13 protein-coding genes and 4 tRNA genes are annotated in these 15,397 nt (G+C 72.0%); 8 read left to right on the top strand and 9 right to left on the bottom strand.

What is annotated here, in order from left to right:
* Positions 1-260: 260 nt before the first annotated feature.
* From ACFXG1_RS19150 to ACFXG1_RS19135, 4 genes are all read right to left on the bottom strand, one after another.
* Entirely contained in the window at positions 261-857 is a 597-nt protein-coding gene (locus ACFXG1_RS19150; RefSeq protein WP_384743728.1) for a hypothetical protein, read from the bottom strand.
* A 251-nt stretch (positions 858-1,108) separates the two neighbouring features.
* Positions 1,109-1,471, bottom strand: a complete 363-nt coding sequence (gene crcB, locus ACFXG1_RS19145; RefSeq protein WP_384722838.1) for a fluoride efflux transporter CrcB — start codon at positions 1,469-1,471, stop codon at positions 1,109-1,111.
* Positions 1,468-1,965: a fluoride efflux transporter FluC gene (locus ACFXG1_RS19140; RefSeq protein ID WP_384722841.1), complete on the bottom strand. Its 498-nt coding sequence runs from the start codon at positions 1,963-1,965 to the stop codon at positions 1,468-1,470. The genes crcB and ACFXG1_RS19140 overlap by 4 nt, the downstream gene beginning before the upstream one ends.
* An 89-nt stretch (positions 1,966-2,054) precedes the next feature.
* A complete protein-coding gene (locus tag ACFXG1_RS19135; RefSeq protein WP_358828061.1) occupies positions 2,055-2,405 on the bottom strand; it encodes a metallopeptidase family protein in 351 nt (116 codons plus the stop codon).
* 101 nt (positions 2,406-2,506) lie between these two features.
* Between ACFXG1_RS19135 and ACFXG1_RS19130 the strand changes: the two genes are divergently transcribed.
* The 4 genes from ACFXG1_RS19130 to ACFXG1_RS19115 all read left to right on the top strand — a co-directional run bounded on the left by ACFXG1_RS19130 (position 2,507) and on the right by ACFXG1_RS19115 (position 4,590).
* On the top strand, positions 2,507-4,204 hold the full coding sequence (locus ACFXG1_RS19130; protein WP_384743724.1) for a metallophosphoesterase: 1,698 nt from the start codon (positions 2,507-2,509) through the stop codon (positions 4,202-4,204).
* 80 nt (positions 4,205-4,284) lie between these two features.
* A tRNA-Glu gene (locus tag ACFXG1_RS19125) sits at positions 4,285-4,357 on the top strand.
* A gap of 46 nt (positions 4,358-4,403) precedes the next feature.
* Positions 4,404-4,478, top strand: a tRNA-Asp gene (locus ACFXG1_RS19120).
* A gap of 38 nt (positions 4,479-4,516) precedes the next feature.
* Positions 4,517-4,590 (top strand) — tRNA-Phe (locus ACFXG1_RS19115).
* A gap of 42 nt (positions 4,591-4,632) precedes the next feature.
* Here ACFXG1_RS19115 and ACFXG1_RS19110 read toward each other — a convergent pair.
* From ACFXG1_RS19110 to ACFXG1_RS19100, 3 genes are all read right to left on the bottom strand, one after another.
* Positions 4,633-5,499 carry a cytochrome c biogenesis CcdA family protein gene (locus ACFXG1_RS19110; protein ID WP_384720986.1) on the bottom strand — a complete coding sequence of 289 codons (867 nt, stop codon included), beginning with the start codon at positions 5,497-5,499 and terminating at the stop codon, positions 4,633-4,635.
* Positions 5,500-5,501: 2 nt separating this feature from the next.
* The gene (locus tag ACFXG1_RS19105; protein ID WP_384743721.1) at positions 5,502-6,302 is read right to left on the bottom strand and encodes a DsbA family protein; all 801 of its coding nucleotides are present in this window, start codon (positions 6,300-6,302) and stop codon (positions 5,502-5,504) included.
* Positions 6,303-6,404: 102 nt separating this feature from the next.
* Positions 6,405-6,791, bottom strand: coding sequence for a hypothetical protein (locus tag ACFXG1_RS19100; protein ID WP_384719464.1), 387 nt, complete (start codon positions 6,789-6,791; stop codon positions 6,405-6,407).
* Between the two features lie 215 nt (positions 6,792-7,006).
* On the opposite strand from ACFXG1_RS19100, the gene hrpA reads away from it, so the two are divergent.
* A complete protein-coding gene (gene hrpA / locus ACFXG1_RS19095; RefSeq protein ID WP_384743718.1) occupies positions 7,007-10,972 on the top strand; it encodes an ATP-dependent RNA helicase HrpA in 3,966 nt (1,321 codons plus the stop codon).
* Positions 10,973-11,101: 129 nt separating this feature from the next.
* A tRNA-Asp gene (locus ACFXG1_RS19090) sits at positions 11,102-11,176 on the top strand.
* Positions 11,177-11,804: 628 nt separating this feature from the next.
* On the opposite strand, the gene bldC is transcribed toward ACFXG1_RS19090, so the two are convergent.
* Positions 11,805-12,011 carry a developmental transcriptional regulator BldC gene (gene bldC / locus ACFXG1_RS19085; RefSeq protein WP_003949541.1) on the bottom strand — a complete coding sequence of 69 codons (207 nt, stop codon included), beginning with the start codon at positions 12,009-12,011 and terminating at the stop codon, positions 11,805-11,807.
* A gap of 478 nt (positions 12,012-12,489) precedes the next feature.
* Positions 12,490-13,428 carry a hypothetical protein gene (locus ACFXG1_RS19080; protein ID WP_384711131.1) on the bottom strand — a complete coding sequence of 313 codons (939 nt, stop codon included), beginning with the start codon at positions 13,426-13,428 and terminating at the stop codon, positions 12,490-12,492.
* Positions 13,429-13,600: 172 nt separating this feature from the next.
* Between ACFXG1_RS19080 and ACFXG1_RS19075 the strand changes: the two genes are divergently transcribed.
* Both ACFXG1_RS19075 and ACFXG1_RS19070 read left to right on the top strand, forming a co-directional pair.
* Positions 13,601-14,692, top strand: a complete 1,092-nt coding sequence (locus ACFXG1_RS19075; RefSeq protein WP_384711134.1) for a Leu/Phe/Val dehydrogenase — start codon at positions 13,601-13,603, stop codon at positions 14,690-14,692.
* Between the two features lie 295 nt (positions 14,693-14,987).
* Positions 14,988-15,242: a DUF3073 domain-containing protein gene (locus ACFXG1_RS19070; RefSeq protein WP_358828053.1), complete on the top strand. Its 255-nt coding sequence runs from the start codon at positions 14,988-14,990 to the stop codon at positions 15,240-15,242.
* Positions 15,243-15,397: the final 155 nt, after the last annotated feature.

The raw sequence follows: 15,397 nt of genomic DNA, 5'->3' as shown, positions 1-15,397 counted from the left end.
GGCGCCGGGCAATGGGATCAAACGATCTACCACCATACGCACCCTCCCCCGTCCGAGGCAAACCGCTCCCGCGTGACCCCCGTTACACGCGCCGCCCCCGCGCGCCCCGGCGCTCCGTCGCCGTACGCCGCCGAGCGGTCACCGCACGTGACTCGCGCGGACCTTCGGGATCGGGCCGGGAGGACCGCCGACGACCGGCGACGACGCGTCCGGGGGCTCTCGCCGGGCCCCCGGTCGGCCCGGGGGCCCGGCGGGATCCGTCAGATGGGCCCCGGCTGCGGGGACGCCTCGGGCCGGCCCCGCATCCCCCGCCCTGCCGCGTCCGCGAGCCGCATCGCGCCCGCGTGGACCTCGGGCGCCGACGACGCGGACGGCGGGTCCGTCGGCTGGGGCCCCGGGGGCTGCGTCGGCGGGTCGACCGGCGGGTCCACCGGCGGGTCGACCGGGGGATCCACCGGCGGGTCGGACGGGGTGGGCCGCGCGGTCGGCTCGGGCGCCCCCGGCGGCTGCGGCCGGGGCCGGTCGACGCCCTTGCCGGGCCGCTCCTCACCGGGCCGGGCGGCGGAGGCGCTCGGGCTCGCCGACGCCTCGGCCTTGCCGCCCGTCCCGGCCTTCGCCGCCTTCCCGTCGGACCCGGCGGCTCCCGGGTGCCGGTGTCCGCCGCCCGCGTGCCGGCCGCCGGGGCGCTCGTAGCCGCCGTCCGGGTCCGCGACGGTGTCGCTCCGGTCGGGCGAGCCGCTGGGGGCCGGCTCGGCCCGCTCGTCGTCGCCGACGCTCATGCACCCGGCCGAAGCGGCGAGGGCGAGAGAGACGGCGAAGGCGGCGGCGAGACGGCCGGGGACGGAGAGCTGACGCACAGGGGCACCTCCGGAGCAGGACGGGAACAGGGGCGCGCGTTACGCGCCCGGCGCTCGACAGCGCGCGGAGGCGGGTGCGCACCGCGCGCGGGGCTCGTTCCCGTACGCGGGTCTCCCTGCCCAACTCCCGTCGGCCCGCCGGGGACACGCCCCCGCCCTGACGAGTACACGACCCCGGTCCCGGCTCCCGCGCCTCGCGCGCCCCCCGGACGCCACCCAGCGCGCCCCCACGGCGCCGGAGGAGCCGGTGGCTATCCGCGTACCGCCCCCGCCAGCTCGAAGCCCAGCACCAGCGCGCCCGTGCCCACCAGCACGGATCCCACGACATTGGCGAGCGCGACCCGCCCCCGTCCGGTCTCGGCGAGCCGGAGGGTCTCGTACGAGAACGTCGAGTACGTGGTGAGCGCGCCGCACAGGCCCGTCCCCAGCAGGGCGTACGTCCCGGTGGAGACGGCGGCGCCCGCGACGGCGCCGAGGACGAGGCACCCGGCGGCGTTGACGGTGAACGTGCCCCAGGGGAAGGCCGTGGTGTGCCGGGACTGGACCGCCCGGTCGGTCAGATACCGCAGCGGCGCGCCCACGGCGGCACCGACGGCCACCAGCAGCCAGGTCATCCCGAACCACCGGAACCACCGGCCCCAGACGCTGACCCCGACGGACCGGACCCCGGCCCCGAACCCGGCCCGGCACCGGTGCGGCCCGGGACGGCCCGGCGGGTCAGCAGGACCGCCGCCCAGACCGCGCCCAGACAGCCGACGACCGTCCCGGCCGCGTATCCGAAGGCCGCCGCCGCCTCGCCGCGCGCCAGGGCGTCGCGGAAGTCGAGCGCGTACGCGGAGAAGGTGGTGAACCCGCCGAGCACCCCGGTCCCGGCGAACGGCCTGACCAGCGGGTGCGGGCTCCGGCCGCCCTCGGCGACCAGGACCATCAGCGCCCCGATCAGGAACGAGCCCAGGACGTTGACCGCGAGCGTCGCCAGGAGGTCGTCGGCGGGCCGGGCCCGTACCACCGCGTAACGGGCGAGCGCCCCCGATGCCCCGCCCGCCGCGACGGCGGCGAGGACGAGGAGCAGATGCGCGCCGGCGGTCTCGGCGCGCTGGGCGGGCACCCGCAGATCAACGTCCGGATCGATGGGGACAGGCCCCGGGAACGCTCCCGGTCCTGACTCCCCTCCGGACGGCGGGTGCCCGGGAGGGCTCATCCGTAGCCCAGCGCGTGCAGCCGGTCGTCGTCGATACCGAAGTGGTGGGCGATCTCGTGCACCACCGTGATCTCGGTCTCCTCGACGACCTCCTCGCGACTGGCGCACATCCGCAGCGTCGGCCCCCGGTAGATCGTGATCCGGTCCGGCAGCACCCCCGCGTACCACTCGCCCCGGTCGGTCAGCGGCGTGCCCTCGTACAGCCCGAGCAGTTCGGGATCGTCGGGGGACGGTTCGTCCTCGACGAACACCGCGACGTTGTCCATCAGCCGCGTCAGCTCGGGCGGGATACGGTCCAGCGCCTCGGCGACCAGTTCCTCGAACTCCTCGCGCGTCATCTCCAACACCCGGCCATTGTCACGTACACGGGCGAAAGCGCGACCGGGCGCCCGTCCGGCCGCCTCCGGACTTCCGCATACCGGGCGGGAGGGCCGGGCATACGGGCCCAATGACAGGCCCGTCGGAACCCTCCCGGCACCACCGGCTCCGCGCCCTGGCCGGGCGCGCGGCGGCCGGACTCCGTACCGCCGCATCCCGCACGGCCCGCTTCCGCGCTGCCCGATTCCGTACGCCCCGATTCCGTACGGCCGGTTCCCGCGCGGAACACCCGCGTACGGCCGGGTCCCGCGCCGAACACCCACGTACGGCCCGGTCGCGCGAGATCCCCGGCCTGGGGGCCGCGCCGGGCCCCTGGGCGCGGGCCGGCGGGCTGGTGGTCGTCGCGCTGCTGGGGGCCTGGCTGGGGCTGCTGGCCGTGGGGAGCGTCCATACCCGGGTCGGGCCGATGGAGACGAGCATGACGCTCCGCCCCGATCTGTCCGGCGGTACCCGGATCAACGTCTCGCCGCTCGGCGCGCTGGACCTCGACTCGCACACCGCGCCGCTCCGGCTCGACGTCGACGTCGAACAGCTCGACCCGGCCCGTTCGACGGCCCTGGTCGAGCATCCGGAACGGCTCTCGGGCCTCGGCGACGAGGTCGCGTCCGACGTCGTCGACGGCACGACCGAGCTGGCCCTGCGGTCGGTGACGGCGGTCATCGCCGGCGCCACGGCTCTCGGGCTCGCGGTCTACCGCCGCCCGCGCCGGGCCCTGGCCGCCGGGGGGCTCGCCCTCGCCCTGCTGGCCTCGTCGTCGGTGGTGGCGCTCGCCACCTGGAATCCGAAGTCCGTTCTCGAACCCCGCTTCTCCGGACTGCTCACCAGCGCGCCGTCCCTGGTCGGCAACGCCCGCTCGATCGTCACCGAATTCGACGTCTACCAGCAGGAACTGGCCCGGCTCGTCACCAATGTCACCAAGCTGTACGACGCCACGTCGACGCTGCCCGCCTACCGCCCCGACCCCGGCAGCATCCGGGTCCTGCACGTCTCGGACCTCCATCTCAACCCGGCCGCCTGGCACATCATCGCGTCGCTCGTGGAGCAGTACCGGATCGATGTGATCGTCGACTCCGGCGACACGATGGACCACGGCACCGGCGCCGAGAACGCCTATCTCGACCCGATCGAGGACCTGGGCGCGCCCTATGTGTGGGTGCGGGGCAACCACGACTCCCGGATCACCCAGTCCTATCTGGCCCGGATGCGGAATGTGACGGTCCTGGACGAGGGCCGGGCGGTGACGGTCGGCGGGCTGCGGATCGCGGGGACGGGGGATCCGCAGTTCACCCCGGACCGCTCGGCGGTCCGGGGCGGCGCGGCGGCCGAGCGGCTGGCGGGCATCCGGCTGGCGTCGGCGATCCGGGACCAGGCCCGCGCGGGCACCCCGGTGGATCTCGCGGTGGCGCACAACCCGGACGCCGCCCGGGAGACCGACGGCACGGTCCCGCTCGTACTCGCCGGGCATCTGCACCGGCGGCAGGTGGAGGTGATGAAGCTGGGCACCCGGCTGAAGGTGGAGGGCTCGACCGGCGGCGGGGGGCTGCGGGCGGTGCAGAACGACAAGCCGGAGAAGGTCCGGGCCTCGGTGCTCTACCTGGACCGTTCGACCAAACGGCTGCAGGCCTGGGACGAGATCACCCTGGGCGGTCTGGGGCTGACGACGGCCGAGGTCGGCAGGCATCTGCCGGAGGAGAACCGGCCCGGCGCGAAACCGTCGCCCGACCCCTTCCCGAAGCCTTCCGGAGGTCCTCGTTCCCCGGCCCCGTAAACCGTTTTGGCGATACCTCCCGCCATCCCATATGCTTCTCACGTCCCCGACGCGCTGCGAAGCGCCCAGGCGGGCCCTTAGCCCTCATCGTCTAGTGGCCCAGGACGCCGCCCTTTCAAGGCGGTAGCACGGGTTCGAATCCCGTTGGGGGCACGCAACACCTGTGCGAGAATGAACCCTCGCGCAGTAAGCATCACCTGGTCCTGTGGAGCAGTTTGGAGTGCTCGCCACCCTGTCAAGGTGGAGGCCGCGGGTTCAAATCCCGTCAGGACCGCTACAGCTCGTGCGAATCTCTGAAGCGCACAGTTGTTCGGCTGGGTAGCTCAGTTGGTACGAGCGATCGCCTGAAAAGCGATAGGTCGCCGGTTCGATCCCGGCCCCAGCCACTTCGATCGAAGGCCCCGTCCGCGCGGACGGGGCCTTCGGCGTTACCCGGCTTCCTCCCCCGCGATGCCCTTCCCCGCCGCGGCGTCCTCGGCGTCCTTACGGCGCCGGGCCCGGACCGCGAGCATGGCACCGGCCACGGCCACGACGCCCACCAGCAGCGCCCAGTCCGGTACGGCGGCACCCACCTCGCCCGCCCACTGCTCGGCGGCGAAGGAGCGGTCGACGGAGACGAGACCCGGCAGGGTCGTCGCGCCGTCGAAGACGAGGAACAGCACACCGAGGACGATGAAGAACGCCCCGGACAGCAGGGACGTCGTGTGCAGCCGGAACCGGCCGACGGTCAGCCCCCGGCCGCGCAGCCAGCGCCGCGAGCCCAGGTCGAAGCGGTCCCAGAGCAGTGCCAGGAAGAACAGCGGCACGGCCATCCCGAGGGCGTAGACCGCGAGCAGCAGCCCGCCGTAGACGGGGCTGCCGCTGAACGCCGCGACCGTCAGCACACTGCCGAGGATCGGCCCGGCGCAGAACCCGGCGAAGCCGTAGACCAGGCCGAGGGCGTAGACGGGCGCGGCGGTGGTGGGGCGGATCCGGCCGGAGACCGCCGCGAGCCTGCGGGAGGCGAAGCCGAGACCGAGGATCTGGGCCGCCCCCAGGGCGATGATCAGCCAGCCGCCGACGGAGACCAGCAGATCGCGGTTGCCGTAGAAGAAGCGGCTGGCGTACGAACCGGCGACGCCGAGCGGGACGAGGGTGGTGGCGAGGCCCGCGTAGAAGACGCCGGTACGGGCCAGCAACCGGCCGGTCGAATCGAGGGAGTAGGCGAAGAAGGCCGGGAGCAGCAGGGCGCTGCACGGGCTGATCAGGGCGAGGAGGCCGCCGAGGAAGGCGGCCAGATAGCCGATCTCGGTCATGGTCAGGACTTCTTCGCGCCGGAGCCGCCCGCCGCGGCGAGCGCTTCCTCCACGGCATCGGTGAAGGTCTCCTTGGGCTGGGCGCCCGCGATCGGGCGGCCGTTGACCAGGAAGGACGGGGTGGAGGTGGCACCGAGGGCGTAGGCCTCGTCCTGGTCGCGCTTCACGGCCTTCCTGGCCTCGTCGCCGTCCATGTCCCGGGCGAACCGGTCGAGGTCGGGCACCCCGGCCTCTTCGGCGAGCATCTTCACCCGGTCGGCGGAGAAGCCCTTCTCCTTCGCGCCCTTGGCGTAGGCGGCGGCGTGGAACTCCCAGAACTTGCCCTGCTGTCCCGCCGCCCAGGCGCCGCGGGCGGCGTTCTCGGAGGGCTCGCCGAAGATCGGGAAGTTGCGCCATTCGATCCGCAGATCGCCCTTCTCGACGTACTCCTCGATCAGCTCGGGCTCGGTGTCGCGGGCGAACTTGCCGCAGTAGCCGCACTGGAAGTCGGCGTACTCGATCATCACGACGGGCGCGTCGGCGCGGCCGACGGCCAGCTTGTCCCCGGCGTCGCGGCGGGCGAGCTTCTCCAGTTCGGGATAGGCGCCGGTCTTCTCCTCGACGACGGCACCGGCGCCGCCCGTCTGCTGGGCGCCGGGGGTGGCGGATCCGCCGGACTTCACGGTGGTGGGGGCGTCGTCGGGGCGGGTGGCGGTGTACGAGGCGAGGCCGAGCAGCAGCGCGGCGGTGGCCACCCCGGCGCCGATCAGCAGGGGCTTGCGCCGGGCGGTGGCCGACCGGGGGGAGGGGCTGGGGGACGACATGGGTGAACGCTCCTGGACGAAACGAGAACGAGGGAAGGGACGATCAGGGCCATCAGGGGCTATCAGTGACGAAAGCCCCGGACGAGGGCATGCCTTCCCCGGCTAGATCCGCAGGATCGACAGTTCCTCCGGCGAGGGGGGTCCGAGCGGCGGCGGGCGTCCCGCCACCACGTATCCGCCCGTGCGGGCCGCCCGGGTGGGCTGGGGCACCGCGCAGTGGGGGTCGTACGACACGGGCGGCGGCTCGTGCGCGGGCGCCCCGCGCGGCGGTGTGGCGGGCTGCGCGTCCCGCTCCCCGCCACCGGTGCCGTTCCCGCACCCCGGGGAGTCCACGGGCGCGGTCGCCACGGTCCGCTCCCCCGCCTCGGGCCCGCCGCCGCCGCTCCCGGCCGCGGTTTCGGGGCAGAGCGCGAGCAGCACGGCGACGAGGAGCGCGAGGGCGACCCCGGCGACGGATCCGGACGCCCCCGGAGCCGTACCGGAAACCATGGGCGAAGCCGTACGCGAGAGCCGTCGGGACCCGGCCCGGTCACGGCGAGGGCGTGTCCTCGGCGGCTGCGGCACGGCGGCGGATCCCCCTCGGAACGTCCGGTCCCGCCGGGTCGCGGCGGGACGGAGGCGAATGATCGCTCCATACTGCACCAAAGCCGCGGGGTGAAATGCGGTCGCCCTCCGTTTCCCGGGGGTGCGATGCTGGAGACCGTATGTCTACTTCCTTCGCCGACCTTCAGACGTTGCTGGCCGGATCGTCCCTGCGGGACGCCCACCGGCTGGGCCGCCGTCTCGAAGGCGCTCGCCGCATCCGTAAGCCCGAGGCGCGGCAGGCCGTGCTGGACGAGATCGCCGCCGAGGCGGAGAAGGCCGCGGCGCGGACCACCGCGCGCGCCGGCCGGGTCCCGGAGGTCACCTATCCGGAACAGCTGCCCGTCAGCCGGAAGAAGGACGTCATCCTGGAGGCGATACGGGACCACCAGGTCGTGATCGTCGCCGGTGAGACCGGCTCCGGGAAGACCACCCAGATCCCGAAGATCTGTCTGGAGCTGGGCCGGGGCGTCCGGGGCATGATCGGGCACACCCAGCCCCGCCGGCTCGCGGCCCGTACGGTCGCCGAGCGCGTCGCGGACGAGCTGAAGTCCCCGCTCGGCGAGGCCGTCGGCTGGAAGGTCCGCTTCACCGACCAGGTGAACCAGGACGCGACCTTCGTGAAGCTGATGACGGACGGCATCCTGCTGGCCGAGATCCAGACCGACCGCGAGCTGCGCGCCTACGACACGATCATCATCGACGAGGCGCACGAGCGGTCCCTGAACATCGACTTCCTCCTCGGCTATCTGGCCCGGCTGCTGCCGAAGCGGCCGGATCTGAAGGTGGTCATCACCTCGGCGACGATCGACCCCGAGCGCTTCTCCCGGCACTTCGGCGAAGCGCCGATCATCGAGGTCAGCGGTCGTACGTACCCGGTCGAGGTGCGCTACCGCCCGCTCCTCGAAGAGGACTCCACCGACAGCGACCGGGACCAGATCACCGCGATCTGCGACGCCGTCGACGAGCTGACGGGCGAGGGGAAGGGCGACATCCTCGTCTTCCTCTCCGGGGAGCGCGAGATCCGCGACACCGCGGACGCGCTCAACAAGAAACAGCTGCGCTTCACCGAGGTGCTGCCGCTGTACGCCCGGCTGTCGCACGCCGAGCAGCACCGGGTCTTCCAGCCGCACACCGGCCGCAGGATCGTTCTGGCGACGAATGTCGCGGAGACGTCGCTGACCGTCCCCGGCATCAAGTTCGTGATCGACCCCGGCACCGCCAGGATCTCCCGCTACAGCCATCGCACCAAGGTCCAGCGGCTGCCGATCGAGCCGGTCAGCCAGGCCAGCGCCAACCAGCGCAAGGGCCGCTGCGGCCGGACGTCGGACGGTATCTGCATCCGGCTGTACTCGGAGGACGACTTCGAGGCCAGACCCGAGTTCACGGACGCCGAGATCCTCCGTACGAACCTGGCGTCGGTCATCCTCCAGATGACGGCCGCCGGGCTCGGCGACATCGAGAAGTTCCCGTTCATCGACCCGCCGGACCACCGCAACATCCGCGACGGCGTCCAGCTCCTCCAGGAACTGGGCGCGTTCGACGCGGCGCAGAAGGCCCCCAGTGGGAAAGAGAGGCAGCGGCTCACACCGCTCGGCCGGAAACTGTCGCAGCTCCCCGTCGACCCCCGGCTGGCCCGGATGGTCCTCGAAGCGGAGAAGAACGGCTGCGTCCGCGAGGTGATGGTGATCGCCGCCGCGCTCTCCATCCAGGACCCGCGCGAACGGCCCGCCGACAAGCAGACCCAGGCCGATCAGCAGCACGCCCGCTTCAAGGACGAGTCCTCCGACTTCCTCGCCTTCCTCAACCTCTGGCGTTACGTCCGCGAACAGCAGAAGGAGCGGGGCTCCTCCAGCTTCCGGCGGATGTGCAAGCAGGAGTATCTGAACTTCCTGCGGATCCGCGAATGGCAGGACATCTACGCCCAGCTCCGGTCGGTCGCCAAGTCGATGGGCATCCACGTCAACGAGGACGACGGGCCCGAGTCCGGTGTCCATGTATCGCTGCTCGCCGGTCTGCTGTCGCATATCGGCCTGAAGGACACGGACGCCAAGAACGAGTACCTGGGCGCGCGCGGCGCCAAGTTCGCCGTCTTCCCCGGCTCGGCGCTCTTCAAGAAGCCGCCCCGGCTCGTGATGTCCGCCGAGCTGGTGGAGACCTCCAGGCTGTGGGCCCGGGTCAACGCGAAGGTCGAACCCGAGTGGGTCGAGCCGCTCGCCCAGCACCTGGTCAAGCGGACCTACTCGGAACCCCACTGGGAGAAGGACCAGGCGGCGGTGATGGCGTACGAGAAGGTCACGCTCTACGGCGTGCCGATCGTCGCCCAGCGGAAGGTCAACTACGGCCGGATCGACCCCGAGACGTCCCGGGATCTTTTCCTTCGCAACGCCCTGGTGGAGGGCGACTGGCGGACCCACCACAAGTTCTTCGCCGACAACCGCAAGCTGCTGACCGAGGTCGAGGAGCTGGAGCACCGGGCCCGCCGCCGGGACATCCTCGTCGACGACGAGACCCTCTTCGACTTCTACGACCAGCGGGTCCCCGCGCACGTCGTCTCCGGCGCGCACTTCGACTCCTGGTGGAAGCAGAAGCGCCACGACGAGCCCGAGCTGCTCGACTTCGAGCGCGAGATGCTCATCAACGAGAAGGCCGGCGCGGTCACCAAGGACGACTATCCGGACTCCTGGCGGCAGGGGCGGCTGAAGTTCCGGGTCACGTACCAGTTCGAGCCCGGCGCGGACGCGGACGGCGTCACCGTCCACATTCCGGTCCAGGTGCTCAACCAGGTCACCGACGAGGGCTTCGACTGGCAGATCCCGGGCCTGCGCGAGGAGGTCGTCACCGAGCTGATCCGCTCCCTCCCCAAGCCCGTACGCCGCCACTACGTCCCCGCGCCGGACTACGCGCGGAAGTTCCTGGCGCGGGCCGTACCCCTCCAGGAACCGCTCGTGGCCACCCTGGCGCGGGAGCTGAAGCAGCTGGTCGGGGTGCCCGTCGACGTCGCCGACTTCGATCTCGCGCGGGTCCCCGACCATCTCAAGATCACATTCCGGATCGTCGACGAGCGGCGCCGCAGGCTGGCCGAGGCGAAGGACCTGGAGTCCCTGCGCCTCCAACTGCGCCCCAAGGCCCGTCAGGCCCTCTCGGAGGCCGCCGCGGTGGCCGCGGGGCCCTCGGGCGAGTCCATCGAGCGCCGGGGGCTCACGGACTGGACCATCGGCACCCTGACGAAGGTCTTCGAGACCCGGCGGGCCGGTCAGCCCGTGAAGGCGTACCCGGCGCTGGTCGACGACGGGGCCGGCGCCGGCACCGTCTCCGTACGCCTCTTCGACACCGAGGCCGAGCAGCGCGCCGCGATGTGGAAGGGCACCCGCAGGCTGATCCTGCGCAACATCCCGGTGAACCCCGCCAAGTTCGCCTCCGACAAGCTCTCCAACCAGCAGAAGCTGGCGCTCTCCGGCAACCCCCACGGCTCCAACCAGGCCCTCTTCGAGGACTGTGCGACCGCGGCTGCCGACAAGCTGATCGCCGACCACGGCGGGCCCGCGTGGGACGAGGAGTCCTACCGCAAGCTGTACGACGCCGTCCGCGCCGACCTCGTCGACGTCACGGTCCGCACCGTGGGGCAGGTCCAGCAGGTGCTGGCCGCCTGGCAGGCGTGCGAGCGACGGCTCAAGGCCACCGCCAGCCCGGCGCTCCTCGCGAACGTCGCGGACGTCCGAGCCCAGTTGGACGCCCTGATGCCCGCGGGGTTCGTCACCCTCACCGGGACGGGCCGGCTGCCGGACCTGATGCGCTATCTCATCGCCGCGGACCGGCGGCTGACGCAGATGCCGTCGGCGGTCCAGCGCGACACCGCGCGCATGGAGAAGGTTCACGACATGCGGGACGAGTACGCCTGGCTGCTGGAACAGCTGCCGGCGGGGCGGCCCGTGCCGCGGGACGTCACCGCGATCCGCTGGATGATCGAGGAACTGCGGGTGAGCTACTTCGCGCACGCGCTGGGCACGGCGTATCCGGTGTCGGACAAGCGGATCGTGAAGGCGGTGGACGCCGCTGCGGCGGCGTACGGGGGCGGCGCGCGCTGACCCCTCCGCGGCCGCCCGGGGCCGCGCACGCGCGTGACGGTGCCGTCACGCACAGCGAGTTCGACCGGAGCGGCGGTGCTGCGGTATTGTCCTTCTCGCAGCCCAGCGCAGGAATCGGGCCGCGAATCTGGTCCTGTGGAGCAGTTTGGAGTGCTCGCCACCCTGTCAAGGTGGAGGCCGCGGGTTCAAATCCCGTCAGGACCGCTTTTCTTGCTCGTCGAGGGGCCCGCACCTTGTGGTGCGGGCCCCTCGTACGTGTACCCCTCTCACCCCCGGCCCTACGGTGCCGCGCCGCACGCATGACCCCCGAGTCCCGTCCGCGGGCCGCGGGACGGTTTCTCGCGCAGTCCCCCGCGCCCCCGGAAGCCCTCCGTCGCGCCCGTACGGCGAGTGCGGGGGCCAACTCGCAAAGGAGGCGCACCGGGACGCTCACCGGAGCCCGTGACGCCCGGGACCTTCGTCCCGGGGGAAGGGGACCTCGGGGTCGTGACGGCGGGGCGGGAAGATGACACGCTCGACGTTGGCAAGGGTTGCACCATGTGACGGGTGTCACCGTATAGGTTTTGCCCGAGCAGGTTTTTAGGCACTGCTTACAACCAACCAATTTAATATGTGCAATTGCACTCCCCCGATAACCTCCCCGCCCGCCCAGAGCCCGCCCAAAGAAAAATCGCGCTGGACCCGTAGGAGTCCAGCGCGATCGACGACCGACGACCCGTTGGGGCGGAGCGTCCGTCAAGTGGAACAGGGGTGGGCACACCGGGCTGGGGTCCCGGAAACGCCCGGATCCGGAGAGGTCACGGCCTTGCGGCCGGCCCCGCCGGGGCGAGACTTACGCCTCGCTGCGCTGCTGCGGAATGCCCGCAAGCAGGGCGCGTACCTCTGCCTCGCGGTACCGGCGATGTCCACCGAGCGTGCGGATGGACGTGAGCTTGCCTGCCTTCGCCCAGCGGGTGACCGTCTTCGGGTCCACGCGGAACATCGTGGCGACCTCAGCCGGGGTCAACAGCGGCTCGGCATCAGGGGTGCGAGCGGTCATGAGCGGCCTCCTCGGGAGAACCGAACCTTCTCGGTTCTTTCCTCTAAATTCTGCACCTTGACCCGCGTTGCCCGAAATGGCGGATGCGGGTTGAGTCGGTTATAGGACGAACGGCTTGTCCTCGGCACTACAACTACACCATCTGTCCAGCCGCCACGGCCAAACCGTTGGAATTGCCCTCCGAGGTGTTCATCAGCGGCGGAACGCCGATGGACCATGCCATAGCGGACAGTTACCCCACGGTGACAACCAGTCACAGAGCGATCAGGAGTCATCAGACCCCCCATAGAGCACAATGCCGAGCGTTCCGCCCTTACTTGGACGGAAGGAACCCTCCCCGGACTCCTTGTCCTATTTTGACACGAGGGTAGGCGTTGGGCGCAAGGGCCCTGTTAGTGCCGTCCATCACGCTTGAGGCAAAGGCCCGGATCGGGACCTAGGACCCTTGATGATCCACTGATCATCCACGATGCCCGGATCAATTCGCGAACTGAAGGCCCCTCACCGCTCCCCAGCGGTCGGCCAGGCGGCCGTAGGCGGTCTGCGCGCCCGCGTCGTCGCCGGCCTTCAGGGCGGCGATCCCGGCCGCCAGGTCCGCCGCCGAGTGGTCCTCCGCGAGCGCCGCCGGGGTGAGCGCGTGGGTCAGCCCGCCGTAGTCGAGTTCGACCAGGGACCGCGGGTGGAACTCCTCCAGCCACTTCCCCACGTCCACCAGGCCCGCCGTGAGGTTGCCCGCGTCCTGGGAGTCCCGCAGCGTCCGCAGCGCGCGGGCGGTCCGCCGACGGGCCTGGACCATCGGGGTGCGGTAGGTCAGGGTCGGGGCGGCCTTGCCGCCGGCGCCGCGGTCGACGCCGGGATCGCCGGGACCGCCGCCCGTGTCGCCGACATCAGTGCCTCCGAGATCCGTGCCGCCGCCGTCCGCCGCGCCGTCGCCGGGGTCGTACCGCCGCTCCTCGTCGTCGAAGAGCGTGAACCAGCGGACCGGCACCTGCCAGACCGCGGTACGGATCCAGGGGCGCGCGTCCGGGTTCCGCTCCTGCCAGCGCGCCCAGTCCGCCGCGGCCTGGGCCCGGACCACCGGCGGCACGGCCGCGTCGAGCAGCGCCGCCGGGAACCGGTCGGGGGCCTCGGCCAGCGCCAGCCAGCCGCGCAGCCGGGTCCGCCAGGGGCAGACCAGCGTCACCCCGTCCAGCTCGGTGACGAACGCGTCCCCGCTCTCGTGCACCGGCACCGGTACGGGCGGTACGGGCGTCAAGTCGACGAGGGAGCGGCGGAGTTCGTCCTGGGCCGTGGGAGGCTCCCCACGGGCCGCGTAGCGCGCCCAGTGGGACCGTTCCGGCTCGGGGAAGGCCGCCAGGGGCTCGTACACCCGCAGATAGGCCGCGTAGGGGACGATCACCGAGGACACCGCAGGCATACCGGGAATACTTCCACGCCGGCGCCCGTCCGCACCCCTCCGGCGGGTGATCCTGGGCACGGCGGCGGATCTACGCGCGCGTAGGACTTACGCTCGTCCCGTCTGGGGGCTTCCCCCACCCCGGGAAACCCGCCCGCCGCTTCGTCTACTGGGAGTCACCACCGTGACCGACATGACCGGCGTCTCCGCCTCCGTGCTCCACACCTTGTTCCGATCGGACCAGGGCGGACACGAGCAGGTGGTCCTCTGCCAGGACCGTGCCTCCGGCCTGAAGGCCGTGATCGCCCTCCACTCCACCGCCCTGGGCCCGGCCCTCGGCGGTACCCGCTTCCACCCGTACGCCTCCGAGGAGGCGGCCCTCGCCGACGCGCTGAACCTGGCGCGCGGGATGTCGTACAAGAACGCCATGGCCGGGCTCGGCCACGGCGGCGGCAAGGCCGTGATCATCGGGGATCCCGAGACGCTGAAGTCGGAGGAGCTGCTGCTGGCCTACGGCCGGTTCGTGGACTCCCTCGGCGGCCGCTACGTCACCGCCTGCGACGTGGGGACGTACGTCGCCGACATGGACGTCGTCGCCCGCGCCACCCGCTGGGCCACCGGCCGCTCCCCCGAGAACGGCGGCGCGGGCGACTCGTCGGTGCTCACCGCCTACGGGGTCTACCAGGGCATGCGGGCCAGCGCCGCGCACCAGTGGGGCGACCCCGGCCTCGCCGGCCGTACGGTCGGGATCGCGGGGGTCGGCAAGGTCGGCCATCACCTGGTGAAACACCTCGTGGACGAGGGCGCCCGGGTCGTCGTCACGGATGTCAGGGCGGAGTCGGTGCGCCGGGTGATCGACCGGCACCCCTCGGTGACGGCGGTCCCCGACACGGCGGCGCTGATCAGGACCGAGGGCCTCGACGTCTACGCGCCGTGCGCGCTCGGCGGCGCGCTCGACGACGACTCCGTGCCGGTGCTCACCGCCACCGTCGTCTGCGGCGCGGCCAACAACCAGCTCGCCCACCCCGGGGTGGAGAAGGACCTCGCCGACCGGGGGATCCTCTACGCGCCGGACTACGTGGTGAACGCGGGCGGGGTCATCCAGGTCGCCGACGAGCTGCACGGTTTCGACTTCGACCGGTGCAAGGCGAAGGCGGCCCGGATCTACGACACCACCCTGGAGATCTTCGCACATGCGAATTCCGAGGGTGTTCCCCCGGCGGTGGCGGCCGACCGGATCGCCGAGCGCAGGATGGCCGAAGCACGTCCCGCCGGACGCGGCTGACCGCCGGACGCCCGGCGCGGTCCGCCGTCCGGGAGGCGCCCGGGATGACGAGACTCACCCCGGACGGACGGGCCGACCGCCAAGAAGAGGTTAATATCGCAGATGACCAGCGAGGACGGGGCTCCTCGCGGGTCCTGTGACGTGGCGCGTCATGCGGGCGGCGTACCGTATGGCCGCGGAAGCAGGTACCGTTGAAGCCCTACGGACCGGTCTCTCCGCGGAGAGTCCGTTCCGACACATGAACGCGTGTCAAGACTCTGGGGCCGTCGAGCCCCGTCACCGAGGGGGTCGAGCCATGGGGCGCGGCCGGGCCAAGGCCAAGCAGACAAAGGTCGCCCGCCAGCTGAAGTACAACAGCGGCGGCACCGACCTGTCACGACTGGCCAACGAGCTGGGCGCATCTTCTTCAAGCCAGCCGCCGAACGCGGAGCCGTTCGAGGACGAGGACGAAGAAGACGACCCGTACGCACAGTACGCGGAGATGTACAACGACGACGAGGACGAGGACGACGAGTCCGGTCCCGCGTCACAGCATCGCCGCGGCGCTTGACGCTGTACTGACCACCGACCCGGTCCAAGGGCTTGAGCCCTGGGACCGGGTTCCGTGCTGTCGGGGTCGGGGCCGGGGCCGGTGTTCGGGCCGGCGTGTCCGGCCGGAGGTGCGGTGTTACGGCTCCGGTCTCGCCGGGCCCCGGGGGCGTACGG

Origin of the sequence: Streptomyces sp. NPDC059248 (assembly GCF_042753905.1) — a bacterium.
GTDB lineage: Bacteria > Actinomycetota > Actinomycetes > Streptomycetales > Streptomycetaceae > Streptomyces.
The sequence above is the reverse complement of the archived record's forward strand: the minus strand, read 5'-3'. Positions and strand labels throughout refer to the sequence as shown.

Excerpts from the sequence above, each read along its gene's own strand:
- crcB (WP_384722838.1), bottom strand. The coding sequence starts at position 1,471 with ATGACCTGGCTGCTGGTGGCCGTCGGTGCCGCCGTGGGCGCGCCGCTG.
- ACFXG1_RS19130 (WP_384743724.1), top strand. The coding sequence starts at position 2,507 with ATGACAGGCCCGTCGGAACCCTCCCGGCACCACCGGCTCCGCGCCCTG.
- ACFXG1_RS19110 (WP_384720986.1), bottom strand. The coding sequence starts at position 5,499 with ATGACCGAGATCGGCTATCTGGCCGCCTTCCTCGGCGGCCTCCTCGCC.
- ACFXG1_RS19105 (WP_384743721.1), bottom strand. The coding sequence starts at position 6,302 with ATGTCGTCCCCCAGCCCCTCCCCCCGGTCGGCCACCGCCCGGCGCAAG.
- ACFXG1_RS19100 (WP_384719464.1), bottom strand. The coding sequence starts at position 6,791 with ATGGTTTCCGGTACGGCTCCGGGGGCGTCCGGATCCGTCGCCGGGGTC.
- hrpA (WP_384743718.1), top strand. The coding sequence starts at position 7,007 with ATGTCTACTTCCTTCGCCGACCTTCAGACGTTGCTGGCCGGATCGTCC.
- bldC (WP_003949541.1), bottom strand. The coding sequence starts at position 12,011 with ATGACCGCTCGCACCCCTGATGCCGAGCCGCTGTTGACCCCGGCTGAG.
- ACFXG1_RS19080 (WP_384711131.1), bottom strand. The coding sequence starts at position 13,428 with ATGCCTGCGGTGTCCTCGGTGATCGTCCCCTACGCGGCCTATCTGCGG.
- ACFXG1_RS19075 (WP_384711134.1), top strand. The coding sequence starts at position 13,601 with ATGACCGGCGTCTCCGCCTCCGTGCTCCACACCTTGTTCCGATCGGAC.
- ACFXG1_RS19070 (WP_358828053.1), top strand. The coding sequence starts at position 14,988 with ATGGGGCGCGGCCGGGCCAAGGCCAAGCAGACAAAGGTCGCCCGCCAG.